This window comes from Shewanella psychropiezotolerans, assembly GCF_007197555.1.
Taxonomy (GTDB): domain Bacteria; phylum Pseudomonadota; class Gammaproteobacteria; order Enterobacterales; family Shewanellaceae; genus Shewanella; species Shewanella psychropiezotolerans.
Map to the genome: position 1 here is coordinate 3,296,094 of NZ_CP041614.1, position 17,458 is coordinate 3,313,551.

Here is a 17,458-nt window from a genome sequence, read left to right on the forward strand (position 1 = left end):
TTACTCAAGATTCTAACAGGGCTGAGAGTCCCATTTGAGTCTGCTCATAGGGGCTAAATTCGTTCACGGATTGACGTAAAAACCGAGTGATGTCTCTATGGCGTTTCACCGCCTCATCGGTTTCTTCATCTTGGCCCTCAACATACTCACCAACTCTGATCAATAATTGAACTTCGTCATACAATGACAAGAGTTGCCTCACTCTGGCGGCATGCTCTGTTTGCTCTTGTGTCACTATCTGATCCATGACACGGCTGACGCTTGCATTGATATCTATGGCGGGATAATGTCCTGCTCCTGCCAATTTACGCGATAGCACGATATGGCCATCGAGCAAGGAGCGCACTTCATCGGCAATGGGTTCATTCATATTGTCTCCCTCCACCAATACGGTGTATATTCCGGTAATGCTGCCTTTTGCCGCAGGTCCTGCCCGCTCAACTAACGCCGACAGATTGACAAAAACACTCGGTGGAAAGCCATTCGACACCGCGGCTTCCCCAGCCGCTAAACTGATCTCTCGAGCACTGCGGGCAAAACGTGTCAATGAATCCACCATTAAGAGCACATTCTTACCTTGATCACGAAAGTATTCGGCTATGGTTGTCGCCGTTAATGTCGCCTTCATCCGCTCCAGTGGTGGCCTGTCGGAGGTGGCAACCACCATCACAGTTCGCGCCCTCGCTTCCGGGGATAAGTTATATTCAATAAACTCCCGCACTTCACGTCCTCGCTCTCCCACAAGCGCTAACACAATCACATCGGCTTGGCAGTGGGACGCTATCATGCCGAGCAAGGTGCTCTTACCACCACCCGCTGCGGCAAAAATGCCGATCCTCTGACCGACACCACAAGTGAGAATACTATCGATAGCCCGGATCCCCAGGGGCATGACGTCATGGATCAAATTGCGGCTCAGAGGATCCGGGGCGCTGGCATAGTTAGGCCGAATCTCAGTTAAACTCAATGGATACCCATCCATCACAGCGCCGAAGCCATCCACCACTCGTCCCAGCAAGCCCTGGCCCAGAAACACTTGATGACCGTGACCGAGTGGCTCGACTAACGCTCCCGTTTGCAACCAGCTAGTGACATCGAAAGGTGAAAGCACCACCTCATCGCCTTTTACCGCCACCACTTCGGCTTTGAGCTCATCGCCGATAAGACACAACTCTCCCTGGTGAGCACCGGGCAGAGTGGCACGTACAACCGTGGCCCCCACCTCCTGTACCTTGCCGAAATAACGCACCGGGGCAACGGGCCTCGACTCCACGTGCGAGAACAAGCTGGTTTCTAAAAACGAACTCATGGCTTGGATATCGGGTAGATTCATCGTGTATTCCTCCTAGCTGGCCATGGCCTCGTGTAATACTTCACCCACCGAGGCTATATGTGCTTAATGTCCAAAAATGAACTCATATCTTGTCTTTATGCTAACTAGCCATAGCCTCGTCTAACGCTTCACCCACCAGATCGACATGGGCTAGCACCTTAATCTCGGCGTCATCACCCAGCTCCTGAAATGACAACACGGGAGTGGTAAACAATTCACGCTCTATAATTTTTCGCAGGTAGCGGCGTACATCAAGCGAAGTGAGTAACACGCAAGCTTGCTGAGGAGGCAGCTGGGCCTTTAAGGTAGTTAGAATCAAATTACTTTGCTCCATATCCAATGCCGAATATGATCCCGCTGTGGATTGGCGTATCGACTCACGGATCAAATTTTCGATCCCTTCTCCCACCATCAACACCGAGATCCAGCCCTGCGGTGTGGCAAACTTACGACGAATATGGCGACGCAATGCGATACGCACATATTCTGTCAGCATGATGATGTCTTTCTCTTTCGACACCCATTCCACTAAGGTTTCGAAGATGGTACGCAGATCGCGAATGGAGATCCCCTCCTCCACCAGACGCTGAAGGATCTCAGCCACCTTGCCCACCGACAGCATGCGTTGTAGCTCTTTAACCAACTCGCCATATCTGCCTTCCATGGCATCCATCAGATAACGGGTCTCCTGTACCCCAATAAACTCACCTGCATATCTGCCGATCACCTTACCGACTATGTAAGCTGGGATCTGTTCGGCGCCATAGACAGATAAGCCTTGATCGCGGGCCTGCTCGAGTACATTGCCTTTAATCCAATGAAGTTCTTCACCACTAAAAGGGAGAGTCTCGGATCTACTGGGCAAGGTCACTATGGGCTCGACCAAGAGAGATTCTTCCAAGTCGAGCTGTAGCTGCAATACCGGCTCCTGATACAGGAGTACGTCACACTGCGCTGAGTGACCCTTCTTCGCGATTTGCAGCTGTATCTCAGGAAGAGGCACCCCCAGCTGTTCGAACAGCTGCCAACGCAGACGTTGCAATGCATCTTTCACTCCTTGACTGGGTACATCCGCCCCCAGATAGAGCATTAAGGGCACGGCTCCCGGCGCCATATTGTCATCCCCCCCTCATTGACACTGGCACTATCAGAGAAATGCGCATGTTCAGCCTGCTCACCTTCTTGCTTTTGCTTGCGAACTAACCACCAGGAGGCAGCTAAGGTGACCGCGCCTAACAGGCCAAACACCAGCATTGGAAAACCGGGAATAAACGCAAAGATAAACATCACCACCCCGGCCATCTGCAAAGATGAAGGCTGGCGTCCCACCTGCGCGACCAATTCGTTAGCCAAATTTTGACGTTGTTCACCCGGCACTCGAGTGACAATAAGCCCTGCAGTAATAGAGATAAGCAGCGAAGGTATTTGCGCAATCAGGCCATCACCTACCGATAACACCGCATAGGTATTCACGGCTTCCGAGGCCGACATATTATGCTGCATCACCCCCACGGCTATCCCCCTAAGATATTAGTGAGGATGACTATGATGCTGGCAATGGCATCTCCCTTAACAAACTTCATCGCCCCGTCCATGGCACCATAGAGCTGACTCTCTTTTTGCACCTGTGCACGTTGACGTTTAGCTTCTTTAGCGTCGATAATCCCGGCGCGCATGTCGCCATCTATGCTCATCTGTTTACCCGGCATGGCATCGAGAGAGAAACGGGCACTCACTTCGGCGACCCGTTCTGAGCCTTTGGTGATCACGATAAATTGCACTATGGTGATGATGGCAAATATGATTATCCCTACCGCTAGGTTCCCCCCAACCACAAAATTACCGAAGGTGTAAACGATATCTCCTGCGTCATGTTGCAATAAGATCAACCTACTGGTGCTGATGGTCAGTGCCAAACGATACAAGGTCGTGATTAACAATAATGAAGGGAAAACAGAGAACTCTAAGGGATCACGGATATAGATGGCGATCATCAATAACACGATCGATAAGCATAAATTAAAGGCGATGAGTACATCGATTAAGGCGGTGGGAAGTGGCAAGATCATCATAAATACAGCCACCATCAACATGGCACTGAGAATGATATCGTGTCTGCCTGCGGCTTTACTTAACCAGCGACCGATGAGGTTCATAATTGACCTCCTGTGATGACTTTACTCAGGAATTTTTGCTGCATCTGACAAAGGTGATACCAATCATGTGCCTGACTAAACGATGGACACAGACAGCTGATCATCAAACGACTTTTAACCATAAACACCCTTTGGGGTAATCCCATAAAGGCCTCAGGATGCCAACGTGAGAGCCAAGGTTGCAGCTGTGTCACCTTAGCTTCCAACAGCCAAGAGGTCATTAATAAGCGATCATCCACGGATTCCAGCAAGATGCCATAGGGAGTCCAATGACATTCGATACGATCTTCGAGATGAACCGGCCAACGATTCAGCAGCCTGAAAAATTGCTCAAGATTACGCGTAACTTGTAGATCCATACCAGACTCCCTCGATTAACTCTCAGGATCATCATCGCCCAGTAAAGCCAAAAATGGGATCAGGTAAACACCTGAATCCCCTTCTTCAATTGCACCATATTAAGACCCTAAGGCATTATCGACCTCAGCCATACACAACAACAACTCCTCCTTAGATACGCCCAAGCCTTGCAAGTGTGTTTGCGCTGCTTCAATCACATTTTCACGCTGGTGAGTGTGTATATTGTCCAAATCAGCCCCTTTTATCCGGGCATGATTTGTCATCAGATGAGAGAACATTTCGGCTTGCTCCGCAGGTTCAAGCGCGACAAGCTGGTCGGTTATGCGCTCACGCAAACGGGCTTGTTGCTCTGATGACTCTAGAGACAGCAAGTCGCCTAGTGTCTTGCTGCTGCCGGCATCGTCCGTTAGAGCATTTCTCCCCAGACGTGCCAAGGCCAGCTCTATCCTCTGACTCGTCATATCTCTCTCCACTTGGCGCGCCGTATCTCCCATCCCGAGGAAATTGCTGTCCAATAGGCTTGAGCGAAAACCTCTGGCTAAGAGCCCTCCTAGGGCAGCACCGCAAGTCCCCAGGCCCACAGCGGCCACTATGCCCAGCCCACCAGTACCTAGGGTCAACAGCGTCGCCGCTACGGCCGCCGCAGATAGGCCCACAGTTGCCACAAGGGTAGTGACCACAGCGAAGACTTTCGCCCCCGGGGTCGCATGTTTCCACCAATTGAGTCCATCGGAGATGAAGCGTTTCATGGCCCCCAGTTTACCCACTTCAAAACTATCACGGGCTAATGTGCCAACCTCCAGCAAAGCCTGACGCTGAACCATATAACCGGCCACAGCTTTACCCCGCGCAGCAAGCCCACCATCGGCCTGCATCCCTTTTATCAGCGCGTTAACCATAACTTCGGTGCTGCGATAACCACTCATCTGCTTGGCTAATTGCCCCTCAGACCAGGTCTGTAGTAAGCCTCCCACCAAGCCGACAACCGGCGCCGCGATGCCCGCACCCGGGAGCATCATGCTAAATACACGGGTTAATACGGGTCCGCCTATACCGGCATTTGCCGCACCTTTGGCTCCTCCAGCAACATAAGGTGCCATTTGAGCCATATGTAATAGGGCTATCATCTCAGGAGTCATGGAGAAATTAGCCTTATCAGGCAGCTCCTCACGCGTTCCATTTAAAATATCATGGACCTGACTTTTAACTGTTCCCGTTTGCCATACCGTTTTCACTGTATTGACTAGCTCCTGGCCGAAAGTGCCGGGATTAGCCGTGATAATGTGATAAGCATGGGTCAGGTTTCCCGCCAATTCCCTGGCTTCAATGGGATGTGACATAGACCAGTTATGCAAATCGCCAAAGGCCGATGCCATTCCCTTAGGCGAAGCCAAAGATGCCACGGCCGACATAGGATTAGGCGAGTGACTAGACCCTTTTACCGTTTTGGCTAATGCAAGATAGGCTTCCCCCATATTACTCATGTTATTCTTCGCCAATTGGCGTTCAAGGATCAGCGCTTCCATGCTGGGGCGATATTGGCCCGACCAAGAGCCTACAAATTTTTGCACAATCCAGCTCTGCCAAGCCTCGGCACTGGTCGAGACCCCCTGATCCGGATAGCCGCCCTGCTTTTGTGCTTGCAAAGCACTCTGCTTAAGCTGGAGTAAGCAGGCCTCATACTTCTCATCACATGTGGACAATTTGCTCTGCACCTGAGTTAACTGAGCAGACTCATTGAGATAGGCTCGTAATTCAGGGGAGCTCAATTGTGGATCGGTTAATTCTGTCTTCCAATCAGATCCGTATAGATCCTTAAGATAGCTCTCACGAGTGGAAACTCGTTCAGTCAGTATCTGTTTCTGCTCGGTTAACTCACGAACCTGTGCATTATTCGATTGCAGATCTGGTAGGAAAGCTAAATACTCCTGTAAATTTATCCTGGCCCTCTCAGCTTTCATCTCTTGAACATAAACCGTGAGATCTTGGCTCATGGCTAATAGCCGTTTGTTTTGATTGCCAGCAATGACTAAGGTATCTTCCACCTTTTGCTGTGCCTCTATCGCTGTGAATAGAGCGCCATTTGCATCCCGCTCCAGCTTAACAGTGGCTAACTGCACTACTAACTGCTCACTCACCTGACCCTCTGGTAGTGATGAGATCAAACTCACTAAGGCTGTTTGATAAGCCTCACACATAGGTTGACGTTCAGCGAAAAAACTCAGATAGGCAGCCTTGTTTTGGGTTATTTCTGACGCCAATCTTAGACGAGCAATATCTTGGTCTAAATCGATATTTTGTTGATTATTCGGGCTGTGACTCACCGAGCTCATGCCTCTATGCCACGCTAGCTTGTGCTGGGCCTGTAACACATCTATAGCAAGCTGAGATGCATGGGGGAGATTGGCACTCTGGATAATTTCGGCTGTTATGCCTTCGGCCAGATTCAGATCGTCTATCAGCACTGGCTCATCAAAAACCAGAGCATTACCTTTAGCTAACACCTCCAGGCCCCCCAAATACAACAGGGAAGCATAGGTGTTGTCCTCGGCCTCGGCGATTTGAGGATCCATCAGTTGAACTTCACGCAGCAAGCGGGTGAACTGAACGGCACTTTGATTCATATCTCGGGATTTTTGTTCCAGTTGAAGCTCTTGTGCCAGACTCCCCATCTTAGCGTCATCTAGGCTCTTCGCTTCGACTAACACCTTACTAACAAATTGTTGCGCCGACTCTAGATCGCTTAGCTCTTGATGAGCTTGTTCAGAAGTCGTCAGAGAAGCGGATAAGGTTGCCGATTGTGTCTGGATCAGTAATACGCATTGCACTAACGTTTTTACATCGGGCAAGCTTTCACTTTGCTTTGCCCCCCTTGGGACAGAAACAGAGTCAGGTGATTGCCCATGGCAGCAGAGAGCTCCAGTACCTGGGAGTCGCTTTCTCCCCCAACTTTGGCTGAATCAGCCATGAAAGGAGCGAACATCTGATAACAACTAAGCTGTTGAGATGAGGATAATTTAGCCTGTAACTTCATGGGTAACTGAGCATTAAACTTAGCGATATCTTGACGCAGCGCCGCCGTGTCCGATAAGGCTGTTGAAAATGCTTTAGTCGCTGCCAACAGTCCGTCACAAACCTGCTTCTGTTTGTCAATTGAGTCCAATAATGGGGCCACTAGCTCCCGATACTCCTGGGGCATATTTAACCCCGACTGCTTTAAAACTACTAAGGTTTGATTCAATGTACTCAAGTCAGTTTCGAGTCTTTTTTGACGCACAGACAGCTCTACTGGATCAGCGAGAATATCTTTAGCTAAGCTGAGTTCATCGACTCTCGCAGACAGGTTAATCCGGCTCACAAGGCGATTAAAATCCTTCACCTCTTGCTGTAGCGTCTTTATCGGCTCAGCTTCCGAGTACACCCAAGAAGCTAACCAAGTTTGCCCCTTGGGCAGCTTAAGTGGCTCTACAAGTTCTTTGGTTTGTAAAAATTTAAAGGACTGATTCACTTTGGATACAGCTAATACTGGCTCACTAAATTCATGTTTATAGGCCGAAACATTAGGCTTGGGAATGTCTGAGTTTGTATCCAGTTCAATGACTGAAGGCCGACTCACTTCTCCCAGATGAGAGAGTGTGCGAGCGCCAGAGTTAACTTGCCGACGAACCAACGCATCTGTGCCATCGAGCGCCCTTAATTCACCCGACTCCTCACTCAGATTAGCTTGGCGAGCATTGATCAGAGAGTGTAGCCCATCCGCCTCTGTGGTGGCCCGTTCAATGGTCCTGGCATTCAGTGGACTATGACCGGATAAGTCTAAGTTGTCCGATACATTCATCGCCACTTCATTGCCATAACGGCTCGCCAACGCATGGAGAAAAACACCCAACAATTGCCGGTTGTCGATAGATAGCCCACTTACATATTCTTTCACCGCCCGGGTATCTTTTAGTAAAGGAACATGATTAAGCATGCTAAGCAGCTTCTCCTTAAGCCCCTCTCTGGCGGATATAATCGTCGGCGCACCACCTAAGTTATCGGCAAGTGCCAGACGGCCATTTAATTTGGCCGCCTCGTTAAACGCATTCATTTCAATTGCCATACTCTATTCCCCCTACACAATGTTAACCGAAGAGCTCACTCACTGAGTCTTGCCTGCACACTTTCATAGCTATCAACTAGGCGTTCTATAAACTCAGTCACCGAATCTGACGTTGCTGGCATGGGCAAACTCATGAGATACAACAAGGATCCTGAATCTGTGTCATAGCTGATGCGCCCCATTCCCTGCTCCGCTAAAACCAAGTTGAGCTGCAGACACAAACGCCAATATTGCGCCGTCTCGTGGTTGGAAACTTGGGCTAACATGCAGTAAAAGGTCCACAGTTCATCCTGGTAATGAATTGAAATCATTAATTTGTTATCTAACATCAACAAGCATTGCTCGTTGGTGTCAAAGGTTAGAGGCAGGCCTAAGGACTGACCGACTTGGTTCAATAACAGTTCATCTTGATTCATCATTATCTCCCACTCTGTTCATGGTAAACTTGTATGAATTTTGCTCCCTCTAGGCTTCAATGAATATCAGGTATACACCTTAACTGAGCTTTTTTTGCTCTATTCCTGATCGCACCACTTATCCAACAGGCCCATCATGGCTTCTTCGACATGCTCTTTCTGTTCCGGATCCCTAAAGCAATCCAACGGCACTATGGTCAATAATTCGCGCCATCTACGTAAAAATCCTAATCGTCTGGCGGGTAATAGAGGTAAGTGGTGGATCCGCTCTTCGAGCCATTGAGGATAAACCCAGGCTTGCTCGATAAGCTGTAAGCTGATGTTCAGCACCTCATCACCATCGAGCTGGGTCGCTCGCCCCAACAGATTGCAATGTTCCTCTAAGGTAAGAAAAATGAGTAAACGGCGCAGGTCATCGACCACAGCAACCAGTTTGACCATGTTTCTAGCCGCTGTCTGGTCATTGAGAGGCTCCGACAAGGCGCGCAATAACACACGGATCTTTCGACGACGATCGGGCAGATGTCTCAACATATCAAACCACTTAGCCAGGCCTGCATTGCCTCTTGCGGCTTGCTGATACATCTGTGTCAGGGCATGCAGACCAGCATGATCTAGGGGTAGGCCCTCCATGGCTGCAAATAACGCAATTTCGGCCCCCTCTTGAGCCAGCAGCTCTTTCAGGGCTTGCTTAAGTTTTTTGAGTGCCGCCTCGCCGAGTTTCCCCGACATGACTAAGGCCATCATGAGTAACATCACACTGCCGCTATCCATTCCGGATTGCTTCAGCTGCGATAAAATCCGTTCACCATCTCCCAGACTGGCAAATTGCTCCACTAATTTGTTCACTGTGGTGGATTGCTCATCACCGAGTTGCTGCATCAAGTTAGCTAATGCGGCAAATCTTAGATCTTCCGGCTCTTTTCCCTGATTAATTTTTTTCAGGTGGCTGCTCAGACCCAGACTCAAGCCTTCCATTGTCTCCTCTAGCGCTTCGGCGCGAACTTCGGCTAACTCTGCCGCCGCCATCGCCATAACATTCGTCGCCGGGCTCACCTGAGCACGGATCCCATGGGACTCCTGTGGTTGATGAAAATCCACAGAGCTGGCACCATCGACTCTAACCATATCTCACTCCTAACATTCATCAGAACCTGTTTTTATCGACTCAATCCTCTGTATTTACTCACGTCCCGACACTCTTTATTCGGGACTCGGCTACAAATGTTTCCAGTAGGAGATCAAGGTGTTCAGCCAGATCGACTCTGGCAGTAAGGGAAGTGGAGCTTAATTCGGCTTGCCCTGACAATAAGTCAGGAGATACCTCCACATTCATGCGTCCCTCAAAGGCCTGCGCCATGGCCTCATAGTCATCAGCTGCCACCAGCAGGGAAACCGCTTCCAGTCCCACCCGTTCACTGACCTGATCTGAGAGTCGTTTGATCAAGAAGGGAGATGGCTCTTGCTCTAAAGTCCAGGCTTTAAGCACTGATTTAATCTGTCCCGCTATACTCGCTTTTAGTTTATCCATCACGGCTTGAGTCAATTGTGCCTCATCAAAATGCCAATCAATGGCTTCAGCTATGGCCTGCTCTTTGGCCTCTTTTTGCCACTGAGCTCGTAACATCTCAGCCTGTTCACTGGCTTGTTCTAGTATCTCTTTTGCACGTTCTTGTGCATCATCTCTTTGTTTTCTGGCCTTTTTTATTATTTGAGCTATTCTGCGTCGTGCATCTTGTTCCAGAGTCGTGACCGAGGCGGCACGAACAAGCTCAGCGTCACTGACCCAGTTGGAACCCTTCCTCGAAAGCCCGCAGGTTTGTACTTTTATTAAAAATGGATTCATAATAATCGCTCCAATCTGGATAACCATCTGGGTATGTCGACCTCTCCAGTTGGCTGATAGACCTGTAAGTCTGAAAGCTCTACACGAGCAGAAGGCAACATCAATGCCAAAGCCAACCAGAGGGGATCCTCTTGCCATTGCTTCGCAATAAGAGTCACCCCGACTGCTTGAGCTCGTTCCAGTAACTTATCCGGGGAGATAGCAGACGACTGCAGCCTCATTTCCCGAGTCGGCCTTTGAGGCCAGATGGTCCAAGCCTGTTGAATTTGAGCGGGTGTTAACACATAAGCGAGCACATCACGATAAATCCGTAACGACAAATACTCGGGAGCATTAAGATAAAACAGACCTAAAACAGTCACTATGGCCTCGATTTTAAATCTCATTCCAAGCACAGCTTGCTGCTGAACATCCAAATGAGTGGGCAACACCCTATCAGCCAATCCATAACGCCTTACGACTAAGGTCTCTATGCGCCTAGCCAGCTCTGTAGTGGCTTGATATTTTTCCTGCCAGCCCTTCAAAGACAATGTCTGCCACCAACTCGGGTGCATGCTCGATACCGGCTGCCAAACGAGTCGATTAAATGCCTTAAGCTCTTGGCTCATCATTCCGCCGTTCACCCTATCTGTGATCGATGTTTCCGGCGGCACATTCATTGTCGATACCTGATGACTCATAGTGCTTACTCCTCATTGTGCCAGCCTCTGTTATTTCCGCCTCATCCACCACATGCCGCCCAGGCTCATAAGAAAAATCCCTGACAAACTGATCACTATGGGTAACTTATACTGCTCTAGCTGGGTCGAAAACTGGCTTAAACCTGCGTGTTTCGTTGGCTGAACAATAGGCTGATAACGATAACTCGATGCCTGAAGATAGACACTAATATGCTCGAAACTTAAACCCGGAACCGAATTTTGGATCAGACTCTTAATCTGATTTTCCGAATTAGATAAGTTAGCCTGAGGCGAATATTTAATGTAAACCGACGCCGACTTTTCCTGAGGTGCTTGCCTGTTAGTATCCGGCGTAGGTTCGGCTATAGACACTCGGGCACTGATCACCCCATCCATACTCGACAGCGTTCGCTCGAGTTGCTGCTCCTTGAGGTAACCCATTTTGGCCTCCTCTTGAGCCGGTGAAGTTACTAACTGGCCCGAAGGAAACAGATCCTCAATATTGGAATAGTGTGGCTTAGGAAAACCGTTCTGCCGAAGCAACTCCACCGCGTTGATAAACTGATCTTTCTCTATCCTCAAGGTGATATTACCGGTTTTTTGATCGGCTTCTGCACCGGCATCTATATGATTTAGCATCAAGAGCGCCACCATCTGATTAGCCTCATCCTGGGGAATATCCCGAAACAGATCAACCCGACACCCACTGAGCATAAGCACTAGCAATAACAGAGACCACTTAAGATATTTCATTGCATATTCACCAATTTATTAATGGATTGGGACAAGGCACCAGCGGTTTTCGCCGCCAGATCTACCTCAACAATGGCTTTGCCCATCAACATCTGACTGGCAAGCATGGCCTCCGGTGAGGGGTTAATGCCCTGAGCTGCGCCCATGTCTGTAGCGCCAGTTAAGGGCTGAGATGTCCCTGTCTGGTGCATCATATTCGCCGCCTTCATCAAAGGGTCACTCGTGCCCACTTGAGTCACTAGATTAGCCGCCTGGCTGATGGCCGGCGTACCAAGCTGCATCAACTGAGAAAATTTATCGACTAAGCCTGCATCGGTTTCTACCGCATCAGGCTTACTGGCTTGCTCTGCAGCTGCCTTAGCGAGCTGACTAACACTTTGAATGTCCATCTTGGCCTCCGGTTAACATTTGGCAGATCAGTTCACTGCGTCCATCGATAGGTCCCGCACCCGAGAATAAGAATCGCAAGCCTTGCGCCGCTTCGCTGTGACATGATTTAAGCTCACGCAGTGCCTTAGCTTGCTCCTTGAGGGCAAAATAGATCACGCTGGTACAGATCCGCCTGTCCTCTTCGTCTTGAATTAATTGTGGAAAGATGGCCAACAAGGCATAGGCTTGTTTATTCAGACCATGGTTAGATGCGGCAATAGCGGCCTCTACGAGTAACTGCTTATCTTCACTTTTCATGATGCTCTCCCGGGTATAAATTGGGCTAAATTTTGGAAATTATGCCCTGGATCATGTCCTTGACAGCCTTGATCATCGCACTCTCATAGGACACAAAATTGGAATACTGCTGCATAGCAAATTGTGCCTTTATCATCTTGTCCGGATCGCTAAGATCTCCTGCAGACATCTTGGCCTGTACCTCTTGAGCCGAACGTGTTGATAGCTGAGATAGCTGATTGACGATAGCGCTTAAGTCCATAACAACCTCCTTAAGCCAATGTAGAACGCATTATCTTGGGGCTACACAGATAACGCTTCTTGAATGACTCGGTAAAATGAGAATGACTACTGAAACCACTGTCCACGGCGATATCGATGACTTTTTTCCCAGTCTCTAAAAGCTGCTGACGGGCATAACTCAAGCGCCGCTCCAACAACCACTGTTTAGCTGAAACACCGTAATTCTTGTAAAAAAAGAAATTAAGTTTGCGCACCTCAATCTCTAAGTCTTCGGCGAAGCGGGTCACCGACCAGGGCTGCATAAAATTCTTCTCCAGATAACTGAGCATCTTGTTGTTATGAGCCAAGAAGTAACGTAATAGCCCGGAAAAATACTGGTTTTCCATGCCCAGGCAATAGATAAAAATAAACTTCATCAAGAGACTGCGATTACCGTTAAGCTGCTCGATCACATTACTTAACTCAGCAAATACCGGCATAACCTTGATGGGAATGATGTTAAATGGCTTGGTATCATCACAGGGACAGATCAAGTCCACCACCTCGTGATATAAAGCATGTAATTCGCCGGGATAACAAAACAGATTGAGCCTAGTGCCACGATCAGCCTTAGACACTCTGGCTTCGCCTGTGGTCACCACAAGTTGGTCGCTTGCGATGGCTAAGGTATTGCCTTGATAATTAATGTTGCCTGCTTGTCTAAACAAAACAATCTGTATCTCACTCATGTGGATAACCCTTTTACTGCAAACTATGATTCATTGTGAAACATGCCTAAGTCCATTGGCATCAGGTGTTAACCTGAGATCGCCTAGAAGACTAACAACTCAATAATGAAAGCTGGATTAAACACTCAGGTCTCTATGTATTATTAGCTCTGTCGACGGGTCTATTTTCCAACTAGATAATAGGGGAGGATAAATCTTAATGGACAATGTCTGAGTCTTATTCAGATATTATTTGGTCGATCAGTTCCTAAGCTCTTTCGCTTTATTTAAGAAGAGTAAACACTGGTTGTCACTTACCTTATATTCAGGCTTATATCATTATCGATGACAAATTTAAACTCGATGGAATGTTGAAGGGAGATAACCTAATTAATAAGCTCCCCATCAACCTTGTGGATTCCAAAGTCTATTTTCTATGAATAAACTGGCTAGATTTTAGTAAAGCCTTTCATGCCGTCTACCACTATTTTTGTCGCAGCATCTTCATAGGCTATCGCCCCCATATCACCTGACTGAGGATCATTAGGTTTAATACCTTTCCTGGTGTCGGTAAAAAAACTACCTTGCTGAAGACCTTCTTGAGATTTATCTTTATCATATTGTTCCTGCCCCTCTTTTGTGTAAGAAAATGGCGTTGTCAATTTCATACTTGCTTCGAGTGTTTCTAACGCAGAATGTAGGCCATTTCCGATCAAAAATGCATTGGATAATGCAACCCTTGACGCCTGTGCTCTACTCGTCACTGCACTATCGTCTTTGCTCAATACCTTCATGGTTGTAACAATTTCATGAGGTGATCCAGACATATGTCCCATGAACGGCTCTGTGGTATTTTTAACCCTTGAGTTTGAGATCAGTGCTTTCTGAGGGGACATAGGCGCGATATAATTCTTTTCCCCTGGTTCACTTGCATTTTTTATTTTCGTTTTGTTATCGGAAGTTTTACCATAACCATGTATACCAGTTCTTTCATGTTTTGCATCTGTACGTGATCTTTCTTGTTTCTTATTAGGTCCCACATTCTTAGAGTCAGCAAATGCCTTGCTTGTCTCTATATCAGTCTTCATGTTTGGAAACTGCTTTAATGTTTCATTACGTATCGTTTTTTCCTGTTCACTTGTTCTTCCTTCTACCCCTGTTGTAGCACCTGTATCAGCAAACAGTGCGCCTAAGTCACCTGCAAGTGCAATGACTGCGGTCCTATCCATTACTGTGACATTTGGTGATTTACTCCTGACTCTGTTTAACACCTCCATAGCTTGATCTGAAGATTTGCCTTTCAAGCTCCCCTCTTCACCAATAAGCCTGTTGAAAAGAGCGCTCTTATCGTCCACATTCAACGAATTTGCCAAATTGTATAAACCTTCGGCGGTTTTACTTAGCTGGTTTTCAGTTATTGAATCAGGCTCTCTTAAAAGCGCCCTTGCTGCCGATGTTTGCTCCAGTGCAAGATTTTTAGTATTTGAATCAGTTCTAGAACGAGTGGCCGGATCTACATGTGTATTTTCATTTTCGCTACCGCCTGTGTATAAACTGCCTAATGCAGCTCCTATTATGGCCCCACCGCCAGCCACAACAGCAGTAAGCTTCGATGATTCGACATTAAAGGCACTACACAAACCTAAACCAATCACACCACCAGCAAGCATTGCCACTCCAGTTAACAATGAAGACGATTGCAAAAGATCATTTCTCACCGTGTTTATTGCTGGGGAGTGCTTGTCAGCTGTCTGTGTAGCTGCTAGGCCTATTGTACTGCTACTTCCTATATTACCTATACCAAACATGATGTTAGCCCCTCAAAGTGATAAATTGTTCAGTTGACTGTTTATTTGCAACCTCTACATAACCGTCATTCATCATCTCCATGATATGCTTTTGCCATTTTTCACAATTACCGACAAAATTTATAAGTAAACTTTGCAAACGAACAAAATCCATTGTTTGAATATTTTCGATATAGCCAAAATATATTTTTCTGTTATCTGGCGAAACAGATAAGGTACCGCCACCTGTTCCCATCCAATTAAAATTTTCATGTAACAAATTAAGAGCTATTTTTTCATTACACTCTTCAGGCAACTCCCCAACTATCCCTAATAGGGTTACTTGTTCACCTTCATCAACATATTGTAATCTAACTGTTATATTTCTATTAAAAGTCAACCAACAGGTATTTTCTTCATCATGGATCATATTTTCAATACCATAAGCATTATTAAGTTCTTGAACTAATAAATTAAAACGTCTCATCATATTATTCCTTATATTTAAAATTTAAGATCACAATTATTTTAATAAAGTAATATCTGCTGTAATGCTTTAAGTTGCTGCATAACATCGCTTAACTCAGACTTTGAACGACTGAAGTGTTCAGTTAATTGCATAAGTTGCGCTTCCATATCGGTGATCTTGTTGTCTTTGTTATCCAATTGACTCCTGAGATCATTATTATTTCTTTGTCGCTGTTCACTCTGTTTGGTCCGCATTTCGGCATCGAACAGCGCGGCTTTGATATTGGCCTCACTCTCTTTCAAGCGTGACCCCAGTTCACTTATCTCCTGCCTGCCTTGCTGGACCTGAAATTGATGTTCATTAGCCTCGAGTCCCTTAGCCGACAAGATTTTCTCCTGTGACTCAGATTTCAACTTAGCGGCCTTGTTCGTCGGTGCCTCTTTGGCTAAATCGGCGATACCGGTAACCACTGGCCCAGCACTTTTACGGGCCATGTTCACCATGCTAACCGTGCCGGCGATACTTCCAGGTAGTGATGCAGGCGTGATAATCGCACTCCACAGGGTGCCTACGGTTAACGCGACACGGGAGGTGATAGAGACGGCCTTGCCCCACCACTGCGCCTTGTCATCGGCGACCCCCATCTTACCCAAGAGAGCATTGACACCATTAGCAACAGCATCGCCCCCATGGCTAGCCCTTCTCCGCCCCCGCCTTACTTCGCCAATCAGCAAATGCACAGCCAGCGTCCGCCACCGCCAAGGTAAATGCCACACCGGAGGCGATAAGCAGAGGTAATCCTGCACCGCCTGTCAGTGCAGTCGCCGCAATCGACACCCCTAAAGCGACCCCAGTTAAGGCTAATGAGCCCAATTTTGCAAAAAAGCCAGATTTGGCGATATCCACACCTAGCTTTTTAGCCTCGGCGTCGGCGAGTGTTGCCTCGTCCCGAGTCTGTTGCGCCTTGGTGCTAATGTCTCCTGTCAGCCCTGAATTAGCCGAAGGTAACGGCACTTGGCGAGGATTAAATCTGGAAAGTTCACCCTTAGGTAAAGCCTTAGAGGAGCTGACGAGATCTAACCCCCTTAAACTAGAAGAAGACAGGGATACTTGAGCTAGCTCATTCATAACAAACCTCATTGATTACAATAAATTGAGTGATGCTGGCACCGAGACCAGATCAGTGGTTAAGCTTGGTCAGTAATTCCTGCGCCAGTACACCTATCTCATGGTGTTCAGGATGGCTAAAACTTTGTGTGATCGCGGTTTGTAGTGCTTCTATTGCCGCCGACTCCTCATCTAAACTCAATAAGCATTGGGCGATCCGAAAAGACGCACCGGGATCACAGGCATCCATGACTAAGGCATAGCCATAGAAAGTCAGTGCATGTTGAAACTCGCCTAACCAGTGTAATGTCGATGCCAATGCCATGTGGAAGCGTCGATCCCAGGGCTGATGCATCACTAAATAGGTAAAATCCACTATGGCTTGAGCTGGAAAACCGGCTTGATATTTATTCTGGCCCGAGTCATATACCGCTTCTAAATCTTGGCTGGTGAGTCCTGCCATTTCGGCTAAGGTTATTTGGTCCACCAATGCCAATTGTAGATTCGCCTCTAACTTGTCAAAATCTATATTTGATTTAATCACTTGAGCATTCATATGTTCTCCTTAAGGATCGATTCCCTGATGGCTCACCACTCAGGAAATCATCAGGAAATGTGTATCAACATGAAATTTATTGGTAATGGGGCAAGGCACCTGTTGTATGTATTGTCACTGGCGCAACATCCCGGCCATATGCACTATATTGACTGTCGAGTTGAATCACATCTGCATGATTTTGCAGGTCATAAACTTTTCCATTTTGACCATCAAGGAGATAAGCTTGACCCGACTTGAAATGAAGTAAGTTCATTAATGCTTACCTCTCTGTCTT

20 protein-coding genes and 1 pseudogene are annotated in these 17,458 nt (G+C 47.5%); all 21 read right to left on the bottom strand.

What is annotated here, in order from left to right; translation table 11 throughout:
- Positions 1-4: 4 nt before the first annotated feature.
- Complete coding sequence (locus FM037_RS14555) at positions 5-1,333, bottom strand: EscN/YscN/HrcN family type III secretion system ATPase (RefSeq protein WP_144046593.1); 1,329 nt, start codon at positions 1,331-1,333, stop codon at positions 5-7.
- A 100-nt stretch (positions 1,334-1,433) separates the two neighbouring features.
- Positions 1,434-2,447 carry an FHIPEP family type III secretion protein gene (locus tag FM037_RS30155; RefSeq protein WP_324617060.1) on the bottom strand — a complete coding sequence of 338 codons (1,014 nt, stop codon included), beginning with the start codon at positions 2,445-2,447 and terminating at the stop codon, positions 1,434-1,436.
- Positions 2,423-3,489 (bottom strand): annotated as a pseudogene (locus FM037_RS30450) (FHIPEP family type III secretion protein). The gene FM037_RS30155 and the pseudogene FM037_RS30450 overlap by 25 nt, the downstream one beginning before the upstream one ends.
- The gene (locus FM037_RS14565; RefSeq protein WP_144046594.1) at positions 3,486-3,848 is read right to left on the bottom strand and encodes a type III secretion apparatus; all 363 of its coding nucleotides are present in this window, start codon (positions 3,846-3,848) and stop codon (positions 3,486-3,488) included. The pseudogene FM037_RS30450 and the gene FM037_RS14565 overlap by 4 nt, the downstream one beginning before the upstream one ends.
- Before the next feature lie 99 nt (positions 3,849-3,947).
- On the bottom strand, positions 3,948-6,698 hold the full coding sequence (locus FM037_RS14570; protein ID WP_144046595.1) for a hypothetical protein: 2,751 nt from the start codon (positions 6,696-6,698) through the stop codon (positions 3,948-3,950).
- On the bottom strand, positions 6,686-7,951 hold the full coding sequence (locus FM037_RS14575; protein WP_144046596.1) for a type III secretion system effector BopA family protein: 1,266 nt from the start codon (positions 7,949-7,951) through the stop codon (positions 6,686-6,688). The genes FM037_RS14570 and FM037_RS14575 overlap by 13 nt, the downstream gene beginning before the upstream one ends.
- A gap of 35 nt (positions 7,952-7,986) precedes the next feature.
- Positions 7,987-8,370 carry a chaperone SicP gene (gene sicP / locus FM037_RS14580; protein ID WP_227992822.1) on the bottom strand — a complete coding sequence of 128 codons (384 nt, stop codon included), beginning with the start codon at positions 8,368-8,370 and terminating at the stop codon, positions 7,987-7,989.
- A gap of 96 nt (positions 8,371-8,466) precedes the next feature.
- The gene (locus FM037_RS14585; protein ID WP_144046597.1) at positions 8,467-9,495 is read right to left on the bottom strand and encodes a TyeA family type III secretion system gatekeeper subunit; all 1,029 of its coding nucleotides are present in this window, start codon (positions 9,493-9,495) and stop codon (positions 8,467-8,469) included.
- A 58-nt stretch (positions 9,496-9,553) separates the two neighbouring features.
- The gene (locus tag FM037_RS14590; RefSeq protein WP_144046598.1) at positions 9,554-10,213 is read right to left on the bottom strand and encodes a type III secretion protein; all 660 of its coding nucleotides are present in this window, start codon (positions 10,211-10,213) and stop codon (positions 9,554-9,556) included.
- The gene (locus tag FM037_RS14595) at positions 10,210-10,893 is read right to left on the bottom strand and encodes a type III secretion system domain-containing protein (protein ID WP_144046599.1); all 684 of its coding nucleotides are present in this window, start codon (positions 10,891-10,893) and stop codon (positions 10,210-10,212) included. The genes FM037_RS14590 and FM037_RS14595 overlap by 4 nt, the downstream gene beginning before the upstream one ends.
- A 30-nt stretch (positions 10,894-10,923) precedes the next feature.
- Positions 10,924-11,646, bottom strand: a complete 723-nt coding sequence (gene sctJ / locus FM037_RS14600) for a type III secretion system inner membrane ring lipoprotein SctJ (protein WP_144046600.1) — start codon at positions 11,644-11,646, stop codon at positions 10,924-10,926.
- Entirely contained in the window at positions 11,643-12,035 is a 393-nt protein-coding gene (gene sctI / locus FM037_RS14605) for a type III secretion system inner rod subunit SctI (protein WP_144046601.1), read from the bottom strand. Before sctI ends, sctJ begins: the two co-directional genes overlap by 4 nt.
- Positions 12,016-12,333, bottom strand: coding sequence for an EscG/YscG/SsaH family type III secretion system needle protein co-chaperone (locus tag FM037_RS14610; RefSeq protein WP_152829817.1), 318 nt, complete (start codon positions 12,331-12,333; stop codon positions 12,016-12,018). Before FM037_RS14610 ends, sctI begins: the two co-directional genes overlap by 20 nt.
- A gap of 25 nt (positions 12,334-12,358) precedes the next feature.
- The gene (sctF, locus tag FM037_RS14615) at positions 12,359-12,574 is read right to left on the bottom strand and encodes a type III secretion system needle filament subunit SctF (protein ID WP_144046603.1); all 216 of its coding nucleotides are present in this window, start codon (positions 12,572-12,574) and stop codon (positions 12,359-12,361) included.
- Between the two features lie 10 nt (positions 12,575-12,584).
- Complete coding sequence (locus tag FM037_RS14620) at positions 12,585-13,283, bottom strand: helix-turn-helix transcriptional regulator (RefSeq protein ID WP_144046604.1); 699 nt, start codon at positions 13,281-13,283, stop codon at positions 12,585-12,587.
- Positions 13,284-13,711: 428 nt separating this feature from the next.
- Positions 13,712-15,070, bottom strand: coding sequence for a hypothetical protein (locus tag FM037_RS14625; protein ID WP_144046605.1), 1,359 nt, complete (start codon positions 15,068-15,070; stop codon positions 13,712-13,714).
- A 4-nt stretch (positions 15,071-15,074) separates the two neighbouring features.
- Positions 15,075-15,539, bottom strand: coding sequence for a type III secretion system chaperone (locus tag FM037_RS14630; RefSeq protein WP_144046606.1), 465 nt, complete (start codon positions 15,537-15,539; stop codon positions 15,075-15,077).
- Between the two features lie 38 nt (positions 15,540-15,577).
- Positions 15,578-16,258, bottom strand: a complete 681-nt coding sequence (locus FM037_RS29515; protein ID WP_229380888.1) for a hypothetical protein — start codon at positions 16,256-16,258, stop codon at positions 15,578-15,580.
- Positions 16,212-16,646 carry a hypothetical protein gene (locus FM037_RS29520; RefSeq protein ID WP_229380889.1) on the bottom strand — a complete coding sequence of 145 codons (435 nt, stop codon included), beginning with the start codon at positions 16,644-16,646 and terminating at the stop codon, positions 16,212-16,214. Before FM037_RS29520 ends, FM037_RS29515 begins: the two co-directional genes overlap by 47 nt.
- 52 nt (positions 16,647-16,698) lie before the next feature.
- Positions 16,699-17,181, bottom strand: a complete 483-nt coding sequence (locus FM037_RS14640) for a CesD/SycD/LcrH family type III secretion system chaperone (RefSeq protein WP_229380890.1) — start codon at positions 17,179-17,181, stop codon at positions 16,699-16,701.
- Between the two features lie 76 nt (positions 17,182-17,257).
- A complete protein-coding gene (locus FM037_RS14645; RefSeq protein WP_144046607.1) occupies positions 17,258-17,437 on the bottom strand; it encodes a hypothetical protein in 180 nt (59 codons plus the stop codon).
- Positions 17,438-17,458: the final 21 nt, after the last annotated feature.